General features: G+C 57.3%; 19 protein-coding genes. 1 reads left to right on the top strand and 18 read right to left on the bottom strand.

The window, feature by feature from the left end:
* Positions 1-26 precede the first annotated feature (26 nt).
* The 18 genes from AC2Q8J_RS04330 to AC2Q8J_RS04415 all read right to left on the bottom strand — a co-directional run bounded on the left by AC2Q8J_RS04330 (position 27) and on the right by AC2Q8J_RS04415 (position 12,566).
* Positions 27-413 carry a phage tail terminator protein gene (locus tag AC2Q8J_RS04330; RefSeq protein ID WP_486452196.1) on the bottom strand — a complete coding sequence of 129 codons (387 nt, stop codon included), beginning with the start codon at positions 411-413 and terminating at the stop codon, positions 27-29.
* Positions 410-982, bottom strand: coding sequence for a phage tail protein (locus AC2Q8J_RS04335; protein ID WP_486452197.1), 573 nt, complete (start codon positions 980-982; stop codon positions 410-412). Before AC2Q8J_RS04335 ends, AC2Q8J_RS04330 begins: the two co-directional genes overlap by 4 nt.
* A complete protein-coding gene (locus AC2Q8J_RS04340; protein WP_486452198.1) occupies positions 979-1,338 on the bottom strand; it encodes a hypothetical protein in 360 nt (119 codons plus the stop codon). Before AC2Q8J_RS04340 ends, AC2Q8J_RS04335 begins: the two co-directional genes overlap by 4 nt.
* Positions 1,338-1,676 carry a DUF2190 family protein gene (locus AC2Q8J_RS04345; protein ID WP_486452199.1) on the bottom strand — a complete coding sequence of 113 codons (339 nt, stop codon included), beginning with the start codon at positions 1,674-1,676 and terminating at the stop codon, positions 1,338-1,340. Before AC2Q8J_RS04345 ends, AC2Q8J_RS04340 begins: the two co-directional genes overlap by 1 nt.
* 60 nt (positions 1,677-1,736) lie before the next feature.
* Positions 1,737-3,797, bottom strand: coding sequence for a ClpP-like prohead protease/major capsid protein fusion protein (locus tag AC2Q8J_RS04350; RefSeq protein ID WP_486452200.1), 2,061 nt, complete (start codon positions 3,795-3,797; stop codon positions 1,737-1,739).
* A gap of 13 nt (positions 3,798-3,810) precedes the next feature.
* Positions 3,811-5,286, bottom strand: a complete 1,476-nt coding sequence (locus AC2Q8J_RS04355; RefSeq protein WP_486452201.1) for a phage portal protein — start codon at positions 5,284-5,286, stop codon at positions 3,811-3,813.
* Complete coding sequence (locus AC2Q8J_RS04360) at positions 5,286-5,495, bottom strand: phage head-tail joining protein (RefSeq protein ID WP_486452202.1); 210 nt, start codon at positions 5,493-5,495, stop codon at positions 5,286-5,288. The genes AC2Q8J_RS04355 and AC2Q8J_RS04360 overlap by 1 nt, the downstream gene beginning before the upstream one ends.
* A complete protein-coding gene (locus AC2Q8J_RS04365; RefSeq protein ID WP_486452203.1) occupies positions 5,495-7,522 on the bottom strand; it encodes a phage terminase large subunit family protein in 2,028 nt (675 codons plus the stop codon). The genes AC2Q8J_RS04360 and AC2Q8J_RS04365 overlap by 1 nt, the downstream gene beginning before the upstream one ends.
* Positions 7,470-7,985: a hypothetical protein gene (locus tag AC2Q8J_RS04370; RefSeq protein ID WP_486452204.1), complete on the bottom strand. Its 516-nt coding sequence runs from the start codon at positions 7,983-7,985 to the stop codon at positions 7,470-7,472. The genes AC2Q8J_RS04365 and AC2Q8J_RS04370 overlap by 53 nt, the downstream gene beginning before the upstream one ends.
* A gap of 112 nt (positions 7,986-8,097) precedes the next feature.
* On the bottom strand, positions 8,098-8,568 hold the full coding sequence (locus AC2Q8J_RS04375) for a hypothetical protein (protein WP_486452205.1): 471 nt from the start codon (positions 8,566-8,568) through the stop codon (positions 8,098-8,100).
* A 9-nt stretch (positions 8,569-8,577) separates the two neighbouring features.
* Positions 8,578-8,922: a hypothetical protein gene (locus AC2Q8J_RS04380; RefSeq protein ID WP_486452206.1), complete on the bottom strand. Its 345-nt coding sequence runs from the start codon at positions 8,920-8,922 to the stop codon at positions 8,578-8,580.
* The gene (locus tag AC2Q8J_RS04385) at positions 8,919-9,407 is read right to left on the bottom strand and encodes a hypothetical protein (protein WP_486452207.1); all 489 of its coding nucleotides are present in this window, start codon (positions 9,405-9,407) and stop codon (positions 8,919-8,921) included. The genes AC2Q8J_RS04380 and AC2Q8J_RS04385 overlap by 4 nt, the downstream gene beginning before the upstream one ends.
* Complete coding sequence (locus AC2Q8J_RS04390; protein ID WP_486452208.1) at positions 9,404-9,868, bottom strand: DUF5675 family protein; 465 nt, start codon at positions 9,866-9,868, stop codon at positions 9,404-9,406. The genes AC2Q8J_RS04385 and AC2Q8J_RS04390 overlap by 4 nt, the downstream gene beginning before the upstream one ends.
* A 253-nt stretch (positions 9,869-10,121) precedes the next feature.
* Entirely contained in the window at positions 10,122-10,640 is a 519-nt protein-coding gene (locus AC2Q8J_RS04395; RefSeq protein ID WP_486452209.1) for a hypothetical protein, read from the bottom strand.
* Positions 10,637-11,515, bottom strand: coding sequence for a DnaT-like ssDNA-binding domain-containing protein (locus AC2Q8J_RS04400; protein ID WP_486452210.1), 879 nt, complete (start codon positions 11,513-11,515; stop codon positions 10,637-10,639). Before AC2Q8J_RS04400 ends, AC2Q8J_RS04395 begins: the two co-directional genes overlap by 4 nt.
* Positions 11,503-11,772, bottom strand: coding sequence for a hypothetical protein (locus AC2Q8J_RS04405; protein ID WP_486452211.1), 270 nt, complete (start codon positions 11,770-11,772; stop codon positions 11,503-11,505). Before AC2Q8J_RS04405 ends, AC2Q8J_RS04400 begins: the two co-directional genes overlap by 13 nt.
* Positions 11,762-12,100: a hypothetical protein gene (locus AC2Q8J_RS04410; RefSeq protein ID WP_486452212.1), complete on the bottom strand. Its 339-nt coding sequence runs from the start codon at positions 12,098-12,100 to the stop codon at positions 11,762-11,764. The genes AC2Q8J_RS04405 and AC2Q8J_RS04410 overlap by 11 nt, the downstream gene beginning before the upstream one ends.
* Before the next feature lie 199 nt (positions 12,101-12,299).
* Positions 12,300-12,566, bottom strand: coding sequence for a hypothetical protein (locus AC2Q8J_RS04415; protein ID WP_486452213.1), 267 nt, complete (start codon positions 12,564-12,566; stop codon positions 12,300-12,302).
* Between the two features lie 480 nt (positions 12,567-13,046).
* Between AC2Q8J_RS04415 and AC2Q8J_RS04420 the strand changes: the two genes are divergently transcribed.
* Positions 13,047-13,748, top strand: coding sequence for a LexA family protein (locus AC2Q8J_RS04420; protein ID WP_486452214.1), 702 nt, complete (start codon positions 13,047-13,049; stop codon positions 13,746-13,748).
* The last annotated feature ends 12 nt before the right edge of the window (positions 13,749-13,760 follow it).

Here is a 13,760-nt window from a genome sequence, read left to right on the forward strand (position 1 = left end):
GGGGTTAAGTGAGTGGGTGTGGAAAGTTAGCTGGAGCGAATATGCTCAGCTGTCATGTAGGTATCGCGCCACCAGATGTGGCTGCCGCGAATGCCTTGCACGTCGCCCTGCACAAACTGACAAGGCAGCCAGTCATCGCCAATCTGAAAGCCCAGCAAATGTTGCTGCACAGCTTTGCGACTGGCCTCCAGGTTCGCCACGGTATCGACGAACAGCAACTCAATGTGGCGCCCCACCTTTTGCTGAGTGATACCGTCAAAGTCATTGGTAGCGGCTTTGTCGGCGCCGGGGTAAACCATTAGCAATGGCACCTCGCCTTTAAGGTCTTCCACGGGCTCCAAGGTCCAGGCCAGCTCAATGCGATTAAGGCCGCCAACACTGGCTTTAAGGTGGTCAATAATTTCGGTGATCATTTATATCCCGCCTTTTCCAGCAGCAGTTGCATTTGGCGCTCGAACTCGTCGCGCTGCGTTTTTTCAACCGTTCGCGCCACGCTTGCCAATACGGCTGGCGAGTCGACCATTGACGGGATGGATGGACCAAACAGTTGCTTGGTGGCGCTGTCGCTTTGTTTGGTTTTGCGCTGCGCAATAAGTTTGGCACCGTTACCCAGCGGCATAACAAAACCGCCAGTGAGCTTTTGCCTGCTGGCTTTTAGCACCCGCGCTTTGGCGCCATAGCGCCGACCTCTTGGCGTAGCGACGCGCGACGGCTTGAGCGTGGAGAAGCGCCGCAGCGGCATAGCGTAGCCGGTGTAAATCAGCGCGCGCTCTATGGTTGGGTCATTCTTGCCGCGTTTAACCTTTACCGCAGCAGCGATGTCTTTCGCCTTCACCGCGTATCGAGCGCGCACACGACGGCTTACCTCGGTTTTGGCCTTGCGCTCTGTCAGGTTGATGGCTCGCTTGTGGGCAGTCGCCACCAGCTTGGGGTCGTAGGCTTTGCGCAGCTGCTCGATGTTTTCCAGCTTGAGACTGATCACTTGACGATCACCACAATGAAATGGCCGTCGTCGCTGATGCGCTGGTCGTACACCCAGTCGCGGCCGCCCGCCCAATACTGAGGGTCATCCCACCTCAGGCCGCTATTCACGCTCCATGCGCTGGCAGCGCGAAACACATCGCCAGGCTTGAGGTGCAGAATATCCTGCCGATGGGCTTCGATGGTAGCCACTTTGACCGGGGCCTGCTGGTAGTCCAGCATGTACTCCACGCCCTCGGTAAGCACCCCGCGCACAACCTTTTGGCCGCCGTGGCCGTCTGGTATGCGCAGCGGGTTACCGAACACCTGCTGCACGCCGGTGTTTAACACCTTTGCGCAGCGGTCGAATAGCGCCATTAGAAGTTGCTATTTAGGCGCACGACTGCAGTTTCGGCTCCATCGGCTGCCACCAAGGCAAATACACCTACCTTGGTGTTGCCAACCGACACTGCCGTGACCTTTTTGGCCGATGCGTCCCAGTACGCCGCCACCAGGGCATTGCCGCCGGTGCCAACTCCGGTAGACTTGGGAAGCTCCCACACGCCGCCGATTTCCAGCTCGTACTCTTCACCAATCTCGGCACTGGTAGCTGCAACGCCAAAAGCATCTTCCACTACCTGAAAGTCGCCACTAACGACAGTCGCCGCCGCAACAACCGTAAGCACGTTGCCGCGCAGAACAAAGTTTTTAGCCATGAGTAAAATCCTCAAAATGGTGAGCGCTACCCACCGCGGGCAGCGCTGAAGGCTGAAGGGTTATGCGCCGCCTGCGTTTTTGAACAGGCCGCGATAGTCGATGGCGCCCGCGCCGAAGTCGAGGCGCGCTTTAATCTTCACGCCGTCTACGTCGAAGCCTTGCTGGGTTTCGATGTACACGCCACGCTCGCCACTCAGGTAGGCGTATTCAATGGTGTCGATGCGCGACGGCGCCGCCGCCAGGTACCAAGCGGTTTCGCTCTTCTCGTCAAGGCGGGGCTCAACGATCAGCTGCAGCGTGCCCGCGAACGGGTTCACGTCGGCCGCTTTGGCCGAAAGAATTTCGCTAAGGATCTGCTGACCCTTGGTTTCCAATGCCGCCGGCACAATCAGGTATTGCGCCATGAGGTTGAGCGGGCGGCTGGTGTTCAGGCCTTTTTGGCGACGCATTTTCTTGCGCGCCTCAGTCAGCGTGGCAACATCCAGTGCACCGGCGGTGCCGAGGTTGCCGTGATCGGCGTGGAACAAAGCTTTGCCGTCCGACATTTTCACGTTGTCAGTAATCAACCCCCACACAGCATTGCTTTCCAGCTCAGCTCCAGCCGCGCCAAAGGCGATAGGCACGCGAGAGAAGGCATCCAGGTCATCGTTGATGATGGTTTGGCGCGTAAGCGGAATGATTTTGCCGAAGGTTTCCAGACGGTACCGAGCGCCGTCTTCACCCATTTTGCCGTACTTGAATTCGCCAGACTCGTTAACCTTTTCCAGCTCGGGTGCCTCACCCAACTGAGCGCGATTGATGTTTTTGAAATCGCTCGCTTCTGTCTCGCGACAGAATGGCATAAAGGTGCGCGGCGCCGCCTCGTAGCCTTCGCGCAGGGTTTTGTTGGCAACGTCGGCCAGAATAGCCGGGAAGTCGGAGGTAGACAGCGCCTTCGCCGCTACTTCCATTGGCGTCATGCCGCGCGCGGTACCACCACCCACTTCAATAACCATGCGCCCCATATCGATGAGTGACATGCCACGGAATTCGCGAGCCGCGTCAGGGAGGGCATTTTTCGCCGGGTTAACGCGGTGCATAATTGCCGCCTTCATGCCTTCGCGCAGGGCTTCACCGTCGTGACCTACCACGCTAATGTGGCCGCGCGGCATGGTTTGCTCATCGCGACTGGCGAGGATATCCAGCACCTTGCTGCGTGCCTGAGCCTCATCGGTGCCGTCGTCGATCATTTCGCCCACTTCGTCGTCGGTGAGGCGGTGAGTTTTGCCCAGAGCGCGAATGCTCGCCACACGGCGGCGCTCTTGCTCTACGGCGGCAACAGCGTCAGTCGCGCTCGCCTGGGGAGTGGGTTGCTGCTGCGCCTGCTGATTTGCCGGCGCGTCATCGGTTTTTTTAGCTTGAGGCATAACGCCCTCCAAGTTTTGCTGGGGTGTTGCAGCTTGTGCTGCAGGGTTAGCCGGCGCCGGCGGCGTCGGTGTGTTCGAAAGCAGTTGGGCGGCCGCTTCCGGCACATTGCCGAAGCGGCTGAGGTCTAGCTGGGCCGCTGCTTGCAGTGGGTCGGTGATGCTGTCAGCAAAGCCCATGTCTACAGCTTCGCTTGCACTGATCCACGTTTCGGCAGCGAGCATGGCTTTGATTTGGTCTTCAGCGATGCCGGTGCGCGCGTGATAGGTACCGATCAAAGACTCTTCAAATTGGTCCAGCACATCGGCGCTACGGCGCAGCTCTTCTGCGTCGCCCGCCACCCGATTCCACGGCTTGTGGATCATCAGAAAGCTATTGCTGGGCATGACCACAGTGTCGCCCGCCATAGCCACCACGCTGGCCATGCTGGCCGCGATGCCGTCGATAGTGACATGCACGCGCTTGGACGAGCCCTTTAATGCGTTGTAGATCGCCAGGCCTTCAGTGATGTAGCCGCCATCGGAGTGGATGCGCACGCGGATTTCGTCACCCTCCATTCGCTCTAGCTGGCGCACAACACCCAGGGCATCCAGGTCATCCCACCAGTCGCCAATAATCCCGTAGAGCAGTAGCTCGCCGCTGGCGCTGATGGCATTTTTGGCAGACGTAGCGTTGCCACCTCGCGCACTGGCGCGTGGTTGATGTTTTCCGTGCATGGAGGTTCTCCAGTTATTTACGCAGCAGCGCCGCCGCTAGCTGAACGACTTCGTCGTCATCTTCAGGGTTGCGCTGACCGTTGCCCGGCTGACGCGGGTCGGTGTCGAGGGTGAAACCTTTTTTGTCGAGCAGATCGATGAGCTTTTTGATTTCGTCCATAACTTGCTCGGGGTCGCCGCCACGCGAGCGGATCTGATCGAACAGGCTTTCGTAGCCCGCTCGCGCCGCCAGGATCATGGCGGGGATTTCTCGCGTTGGGTCTTGCAGTTCACGCCGTGGAGGGGTCCAGCTCCATTCGACGCCGGTGGTATCAATGCCTGCCAGCATGGCGGCTTCGTTCCACCATTGGGCAATGCGCCCACACAGCCGAGGGATTAGCAAGGTGCCGCGCCATTGGTCGATATTGCGCTGAAATTCCAGCCAGCCGATGCGGCCGCTGGAGTAGTTCACTTGGCGCAGGTTGCCGGTGAGCGACTCATAGCTGACGCCATACGCAATGGCGATGGCGCGCTGTTCTTCGTTTACGTATTCCGCGTGGCCGCTCACAGCGGGTGGGTTGTTAAAGATTACGTCTTGCCCGTAGCCCAGCTCGGGGAACATGCCGGGCTCCAGACGCTCTGGCAGCAATCCACCCTTAGCGTCTTGATCCTCGTTTTTAATCACGCCACCGAAGCATGCCGCGACCTTCATTTGCTCGAGGCGCGCGTCCTGAAAATCGTCGAGCGCTTTCATGCGCATAAAGGCAGCGACGCCACGCGGAATGCCGCGCACTTGCCCCGGGCGAAGCACTTCAAACAGGTGGATCACCTGATCGGCCGAGACAAAGCGGCTGGTTGCTAGCGCACCACTGCGCTCACCCGGGTGTTGGTCAAATAGCCAATAACCTTTCCGCTCACCATCTTTGCCGAACACGACGCCCTGAATAGTTTGCTCGCCGCTGGCAATGCGCTCATTTTTGTTGTGGTCGAGATAATCGCCCTCCAGCACACGCAAGCGCAGAGGTACGCGCAAGCCCGGTGTGCGCTTAAATTGCCGCACAATAAGCGCCTCACCCGACTCGGCCAGGGTGCGCATGGCCAGCGCTTCCATGCCGTAGAGGGTGTGCAGGCCGTCGTAGTCAGCAACGGTATTACTGGCCCACAGGTTCATTTCGCGCTGTGCAGTTTCAACACGCTTTCTGGCATTGCCGGTTGCGTAAGGGCGAATACCGGTACCCACGGTGTTGGTTGTGATTACCCTTACAGCCGCTGCCGCGTAGGGGTTGTTGCGCACGAGCTCGCGTGACCGGGCACGCAATAGCGGCAAGCCAGCGCGAATTTCAGCATTGGCGCTGGTATCGCTGCCACGCGTCCAGGTGTTGCGCCGCCCTTTACCGGCAGCGTCGTAGCCGTTTTGGGCATCCAGCATTTTAATCTGGGCACGCGCGCGCACCCGACTAAGAGCCCGCTGAGGCGAGAAAACAGCAATGCTCTTATCGAGCAGGTTCATTACTGGTAACCCTTATCAAATGTGGGTGCGTAGTAACGCGGCGCGCGGCTTTGACTGCTGGCTTGTAGATCCGCCTCCATCGAACGGAGCACCGAGCGCATTTCGGCTAAGCTGCGATATTTCACCGTTTTACCGTTATGTGTGACTTCGGTGGCACCCAGGGCAATCGCCTCTTTGAGTGCATCGACGTGTTCTTGGGTATATGCCATTACCGGTCCCAGTAGTTTGATTTGCGACGCGCGGTCGGTTTGGCGTCGTCAATGTCTTTGGCTATTAGCGCGCCAGCCTGGTCAAATAGATTGGCTTGGAGGAGCTGCCGCTCCATGTCGTCCCACTGCGATGGCCGCAGCTGGTTCACTCGGCGGGCTCTCGCGGCATGCAATGCGTAGACTTCGCAGTCCCATGCTTCTATTGGCCGCCCCGGCTTTTGCTCCCACACTTTGCGACCTTTGAGCCGACGCGACGGTATCTTTGCTTCGCCAGTCATTTGCTCGAAGTAGTCGGCGCGCATTTGCTCTGGGTTGTAGTAGTGGAAGCGGCCGGGGCCGCTACCCTCAAAGCCCATGCTGGTGCTGATCAGGTCTTTCGCTTTGTTGGTGCCAACGAAATACAGCTTCACGCCAAGGCGGTCGGCCTTGGTCATTTTGTCGGGGCGCCGGTGATCTAAGCTCTTCGCACGGGGCTGTGTGAATATTTCAGGGTCAACGCTGGATGACCCCTTAATTGCCATCAGCAGCACGCTCGGATATTTCTTGCTGCGACTACGCACCCAATTCAGCACCGCCTCGCTGGTGGTGCCGTCGGATGAGTCAATGGAGATTGCCGAGGCATAAATGGCCGCGCCGCTCGCATGTTTGAAGGGCCTGAATACCAGGTCATCAAGCGCCGACCAGACCGCATCGGTTTCGTCTGCCGTGCGACGCTCGGCTGCAATCTCGCCCCAGTACATCAGCCAGCTTTCAGCATCACGCCCCCATGCACGAATGATCACTGCCAAACGGTTGTGCTGAACGTCGATGCCGATCGTGACGAGCAGCCCTTTTTCGGGGCAGTGCAGTTCGTCGTGCTGCGAGTCAGGGTCTGCCAGCGCGCGCTCGCGATATACCTCAGCATCTTCGCGGCTGTCTTTCAGCTCGTAGGGCTTGCCGAGTTTTGAGTTCACAAACACGATCTGCTTGGTGTTGTCGCCAATCGCGGCGTAGTGCTCGGCTTCTAAGTAGTCTTTAACGAGCTCAACAACACCAACGCCTGGCAAGCAGCTGTACAGTTCGTTGAGATTGTAAAAGCCAGCCACACCGGCGAAGGGCTGCGTCGCCACCCAGCCGCAGTATGGGTCGCCCTCTTCCATGGCCGCTGCCACAGTGTTACGAATGTTTTCCTTGCGCTGGAAATCGTCCCACACGCTGCCGCAATGGGGGCAGCAGTACACCGCCATATCGGGGCGGTTGTAAGCATATATCGGGTGCTTCTCGCCGACGGGCTCATCGCCAGCTTGCCAACCATGAACGTATTCGAAGTCGAGTACGTGCTTTTCACCGCAGTCATGGCACGCGACGGGCAATTCGCGCTTGTCCGAAAGGTCTATGTATTGCCCAACTTTGCTGAATCCTTTCAGCGACGGTGTGCCGCCCAGAATTTTCTTTGGGTACCGAACGCGCTTGGTGCGCTCAAATAGCAGCTTGATCGAGTCGCCCTGATCGCCTACGTTGTCGGCGGCGTCATCAGGCTCTTCCACAAAAACGAAATCGGCAGTCGTCGACTTAACGTTCCCCGCGGCGTTGGACCCGAACATTTCCAGGAACCCGCCATCGAACTCTTTGCGCAGCATGCTGCCACCAGACTTGCGACTGCCGGTGAAATTGATACGACTAGCGATCTCTGGCGTTGCCTTGCCAATGGGGTTGAACTTGGTTTGGCTGAACTTCTTCGCAGCACTGTCGGTGGCAAACATCCCAAGAATGACCCCCGGGTGCCGACAAATGCGCTTAGCGATGTAACAAATAAGGGCTGTGGTCCACAGCACCTGTGCGGCTTTCTGGCAGTAAATCTCCGGTGTTGCCGGGTCATCAATTGCCGCAAAAATGCCGTACAAGTGAGGGCCGTAATACAGGTCAAACTCTCGCTGCAGTGCACCAGTTTCGCGAGGCAGCACAATGTTTTTCTGCGCCCACTGCGCCGTTGGCTCAGGTGGCGGTGGTACCAGCTGCTGTATCGTCTCCGATAATATCTTGGCCAAGTTCTGCCGCGCGTTTTGCAGCAGACTCAAGGGCAAGTCGGAAGGGAGCCCGGATAAACTCATCGTCAACGTCTAGCTGGTGCTGCGATCGCAGGCCTTCCAACACCTTACTTTCGGCGTTGCTCACCTGACTGCGCACCGTGCCAAATACCTCGCTCAAAATTCGGGAAACGTCCTCAGCGATTACCAGCGCACCCTCTCGCTCCAGACGGTCGTATTTCATAGCCAGAGTCTTTTCCCTGGACTCCTCGATTCGCGCTGTCGTCAGCTCACTAGCAGCCTCGCCCCCACGGCCGGCCGCCTCTTCTCTCAAGAGCTCGCAATAAACCTTCAGCCACTCTGCGTAGCTCAAGCCTTTCTTAAAGTCGCCCTTCTCACAGCGCTTTTGGATCGCCTGCCGGGAAACACCAACCAAGCCAGCGAAGCCAACTTGCGTTGCCTTGTCAGTCAGCGTGATCGACACCCAAACCCCCTCGCCATGACAACCCCCCTTAGGAGCCAGCCATTAATCAAAAAACGCGCCTCTTGCCGTCGAGGGGTGTGCCCCCGCCCGGAAGAACCTATACCCCCCCTGCCTACAGCTCTACACTGAAGACCAGCGCCGCACCCGCACCGAAATAGGCAAGCGTTGTCGACGCGTTATCGGAGATAGGTAATCGAGCCGTTGCCATTGCCCACGGGTGTAGCTTTTGCATTAATGGCCAGGCTTTGCCGAACTGACCGGCGAGCGCTGGGTTGACGATGTTGCTCAAGCTCGGCAACTTCTCTCGGTACCCAGTTACCAGCCCAACCTCACCACCCAACGCAACAGGCCCAACCGTCACAACGTGCAAATACCGCGTGAGTAAGAAGCTGTCCCAACTGTGTGAATTGCGCATGTAACGCAGATTCCAGTTACTACCAGCAATGCCCTCGCAGCCAATCAACGGGCCGTTTTCGTTGTAATCACCAGACTCAAAGTGAGTCACCAGCATGCCCACGTTCACCCGGTCACAGGCGAGCGTTGGCCCCGCTATTAAAAGCGCGAAAAGAATCAGAAATCGCATGGGTAACCTCTATGGTTTGACGGGAGCGCCGTATTGCAGAATGCGCAGAATGCGCTGAATGTCCTCTCGGGTTTGCCGCTGATGCTCGGCCTGGTTGGCCTGATTGGCCTTTATCGTGGCTACATCAATCTTGATGTCTTGCACATCATCACTAATGGCAGATTGCTTGCCGCTAAGCTCTGAGACCTTAGCCTCTACGCTCTTGATTGCCACCGCGTTCTGCTGGTCGCTCGCTGCCAACGCGTTGTAACCCATACCAAAAGCAAACGCCGCAGCAATAACAGCGCCAATGGTTTCAACGCTAAACAACCGCGCAAGGAAGCGCGTATCGGGTGAGCGGTGTGGGTTAGTCAAGACATCAGCCTCGTCTTCTCCGCACTGGACCGCGTCGTGCCAATCCAATACACAACGCTTGCCACCCACAGCGCAATGAGCTGACCACCGAAGTAATTCACCATATCGCGGTTCGCATCTGGCACATCCACCTGAAACAACGCCAAGCCATACACCAACGCCATCAGGGTCATCGCCAACGTAATCACCGCAGGCATCGGGCTGTGCTTATGATTCGCCCGTGCATTCTGCACATCCGCAATCTCAGCCTTTGCCAGCTCTACTGCCATCTGCTCAAGTTCGGCGCGATGATCCGCCTCAATTTGCTTGAGCTTAGCCACCGCATCAGGCCCACCAAGAGCCTTTGCGACAGACTCAGAACCACCATCAACACCAAGGCCAGCAGCAACAAGAGCACCAACAGTGCCGCCAGCAGGTCCAGCCAATACTGAGCCCAGCAGGGGCGCCACCTTGCCAATATCTTTTGCAATGCTCGACCAGCTCATGCCGCTGCCGCCCCCATATCTAAATCAACAAACGCAATCGTCAGATCGCCCTCAAACGCCGCGCCCACAACCATTCGATACAAACGCGTGTAGGCACTAACACTGGCCACCAGCCGCATTGCAGCGTGCGTGGTCACCACATCATCGCCCACCAGCAAGCACCCAGCCGTGTCCGCATCTGTGTTGCCGCAGTGGATCAAAATAAACTCAAAGCCAGGCACACCCTGCACATGCAACATGCCCTGATGAAACGCAGAAAAGCGCTTCGCATACCGGGCATGAAAACCGCCCACCGTTCGCAGCCCAACCGAATACACACCAGCAGGAATGCGCGTCTCGCCTGCCACCTTCACATCGCGCCGCTCATCCTCAAGGCCAAAGCACACCCGCTCGCCACCCACAAACACCTCAGACGCCGTCGAATCACCATCCGACAAAAAGCGCTCTACGCGAATATGCATGGCAAAGCCTCAACACAGCACAAATAAAAAAGCCCTCACGAAGAGGGCAATGGGGTCACACTGACAGACAGAGACGTTACAAACAAAAAAGCCCGACACGATGGCCGGGCTTCAATTACAACTCTTGCGAGCGTGCCTAAAAACTATCGTCTGATTCTCACATTCTCAACAGACAAAATGTCCGAAACTGTGGATAAGCAAGCTAAACCACTGAGCAACAACCAAGAAAAAAAACCGACTTTTTTCATAAACATCACGAATTAGCCACTTTACACCGGCTCAACTTGTCCTCCAGCGCAGCCAGCTCAGCATCCACACTCAACTCAGCGCTAGGCCGCAGAAGCCCCTCCAAGCGCTCATGAACCACATCCAGCCGCCTGTACATTGTCGCCAGCGACACACCCAGAAAACCCGCCTTCTCGTCGGCCGAGTGATAATCATCCACGTACACAACCTCAAGCAATCGCCGCCAGTCAGCCCCGAGGTCAGCACAAATCACCTGATCAAGCCGCTGCACATCCGCCGGCATCACCACCTTGCTTACCCCCTTACCAGGGCGCGTAGCCACCCCGTGCGCCGTTACCCCACCAGACAAACCAGCACGCAACACCGCCGCACGCTTGCGATCATTCCCGCGCCTTCGCGCCCGGCTCGGCTCCATCACCACCACCTGCGCACTCCCACTTGGGTACCCCAAGCCAGCCAAATCACACCCGCCCAAGCGATACGCTTCTGCCCAGCGCACCAACAACCGATCAATCCACGCGATCATTCATCCCCTCCCAAGCCATCAGCCCAACTTCGATCAGTGTGTTTATCAATAAATCCACCGCGCAGAACCTGCTTACCGTGAGCCAACCACTCATGACCGTTGCGCCTCCACTGCCATAAACAATGGCCCACAAAATGGCTGTCCCACGACACCCGCGTATCGCCTCTTGCTCCCCAGTAAAGCCGGTATTCAGTCAGAACCTCTTCCAGAAACGCCAACAACACCCCATGCGCCGCCAGCATCCCTCTCGCCTCATCCGAAAGCTCCCACTCATCAACCGGGTTTTTCACTACCGCAGCACGCCGCTGAAAATCGACAACATGCGCCCCAGTAGTAGAAGTAGTGTTTTTTAACGGAAGTACGGAGGTATGGGGCTCCTCCTGTGGTGCTGCTATGTGGTTGCTAGTGTTGTTGATGCCGCCAGAATCACACGCAACACCCTGATTACTGGGCACTTGTCGCGCATCTGCCTTTGTTGTTCCAACTGGGGTAGATGGTATGGGGTTCATATGGGGTTCCTCATGCGGACGGAACTCTGCATCACGGTTTGCAAGCGGCAGCCTGAACACCAATGGGTCGCTTCGACGCCGCTTCGGCAGGCGAACCACAAGGCCCGCCCGAACCAAACGCTCTACCTCGTTGCGTACCGCGTCCTTGCTTGGCATCGATCGCCCCCCAAGCCGACTCCCCCTCTCCGGCTCATACTCCAGCAGCTCTCTAAAACCCTGCAGGCATACGCGTCGCCGCAACCCCACTATGCCGTTCGAATAATCCATAAATGGCCGCAGCCCAAGCATATAAAGCACCCGAGTCGAACTGGGCAGAGCATCGAGCGCCTCTAACTCATCGTCATTAAGCCGTATTACGAAGGACATAACCGCACCTCCGCATCCGTCTCTAGCAGCAGCATGGACTTCTCCACACCGCCCATCAGCAGCTGCACCTCAAGCGCACTCAGCCCATTCGCCGACGCCGCCTTACCCAGGGCGTCATACACCACCTCGAGCCGGTTCATCGCCACAGTTTTGTACAACTGATAGGCGAGCCGCTCTTTATCCAACTGCGCCTGCAAGGCCTCCACCGTATTCAGCGCACCCTCAAGCACGCGCGGATCACTCTCTTCAACACTCACTGGCAGCCTCCAAACGCTTCACGCTTCGCCGCAAATCCTCTGCACCATGCCGTCGCACCGCCGCCTCGGTAATTGCCTGTGCCGCTCGCTCAGTGAGCGCCGCCGCCTCCGCATCGAGGGTGTCAGCCAATTCAGTAATTGCCGCCAACGCCGGATCGCAATCTTCGTCGATCACCCGCGCATCACCGTACTGAACGAAGTTCACAGCACCACTGGGCTCTCGGCTCCGATACTCACCGCCGGCATCACCCAGAAATGGTACGGCCTGCCCCACTAACTCCGCATACCACCGCATTGGGTCGACGCACTGCGTAATTAGCAGCCGCATCAAAACACCCCGCGCCGCTTCGCCGTATCCATGGCATCCTCAACAGCCTGAATGCGCTCGTTTTGCCTTGCCCATGCCAATGTTCGCGCCGCATGCCCTGTTGTCTGCAAATCCGGCCAAAGCGAAATATCATGTAACGCCGCAAGCGACCTCGCGCACGTCGCCGCAGAGGCCCTAAGTGGTTTTTTCGCCAGGCTTGTCATACGGCCTCCGCCATCAATTCAACCGCGCAATACACCTCAGCAGGCTCACTGCCGTGCGCCTTCCGCTCCGGGTCCAAACAGCTACCTACGTGCTTAGCAAGACCCTTCCGACAAAGCTGACGAATGGCGTTCTGCACCGTACCGTTGTGAACATTGCCGCCCAGCCCCATTCGCACCTCGTAAGGCGTAGCGCCCTCCGGGTATTTCAATAGCTGCCGATACACCCGCCGCTGTGCGGGAGTAGTAAGTTGAGACGTCGTCACGCGCCCTCCTTGATTGTCCAAAAATACGTAGAAACGCCACCACGAATTAGCGAACCGCTATTCAGGGACTGACGCCGAGACGCTAGAGATGAGTAAACTGGCTTCAAATTTGAAGGACTAGGTTGCCGCATGACCACCACCCGCATAGAGATCAGGCCTGAGCATCACGTCAGTAATCCGCGGGTCAGCTCCCTTCAACCGCGCGCAAATGCTGACCCCGGCGCGGCAATTGCCGTTGGCTACCTGCGACAAATACACGTACGAAGTGCCGGCATCTTTGGCCAAAGCCATCTTTTGATCACCACTCAAGCCCTTCCAATACTGGTAGAAACCGTCAGGCCTCCAAGCCAATTTTTTCGCCACTTCCACTGCGCCCCGCATAATCCAACACAGAAACACTTTAGTGTGCGCTTAACTTAACGTCAATAACTTTAGTTGACACTAATTGCTTGGAAGCACAATAGGGATAAAAATTCTCCAATGGCAAAAAACACCACCACCCGAGAAATTCGGCGCCTGCGCCTTCTAGCTGCTCTGAGGGAGTACGATGGAAGACAACGCGAGTTTGCCGACGCAGTTTTTATTTCCGAGAGCTTTTTAAGTCAGATGAAGAAATCAGCTGACGCCAAAGGCAGCGCCGCCGTGCCCGATGATGTAGCAAGGCGCATTGAAGGCATCATGGAGAAACCTCTGTTCTGGATGGACACCCCTACGGAACAACCGGTGTCTGGGGTTCGCGAAACGCCACGAAGCTATCAAAATGTCAGCGAAGCTCCTGAAACAAAGGGGTTTGTACCGATTATTTCTTGGGTTCAAGCAGGGCAATGGCAGGAAGCCGAAGACATGTACCAACCAGGGTACGCAGACGAGTTCATCCCCTGCCCAAAGCACCATAGCCTCCACACCTACGCACTGCGAGTCCAAGGCGACTCGATGACTGCACCCGTTGGTCGCAGCTACCCCGAGGGCGCGATCATTTATGTTGACCCAGACCAGCGAGGCAGCGCATCCCCAGGGGATCGCATCATCGCAAAACTGAAAAGCAGCTCTAGCGTCACCTTCAAGCAGCTTGCACAAGACGGTGATCGAGTGTATTTGAGAGCACTAAACCCGCACCACCCGCCACTTTTCGACGAGTTCAAGATACTTGGCAAAGTGATAGGTATGTGGGTAGACGACTAGACCACTACAACT

This window comes from Spongiibacter sp. C9W (genome assembly GCF_057370015.1).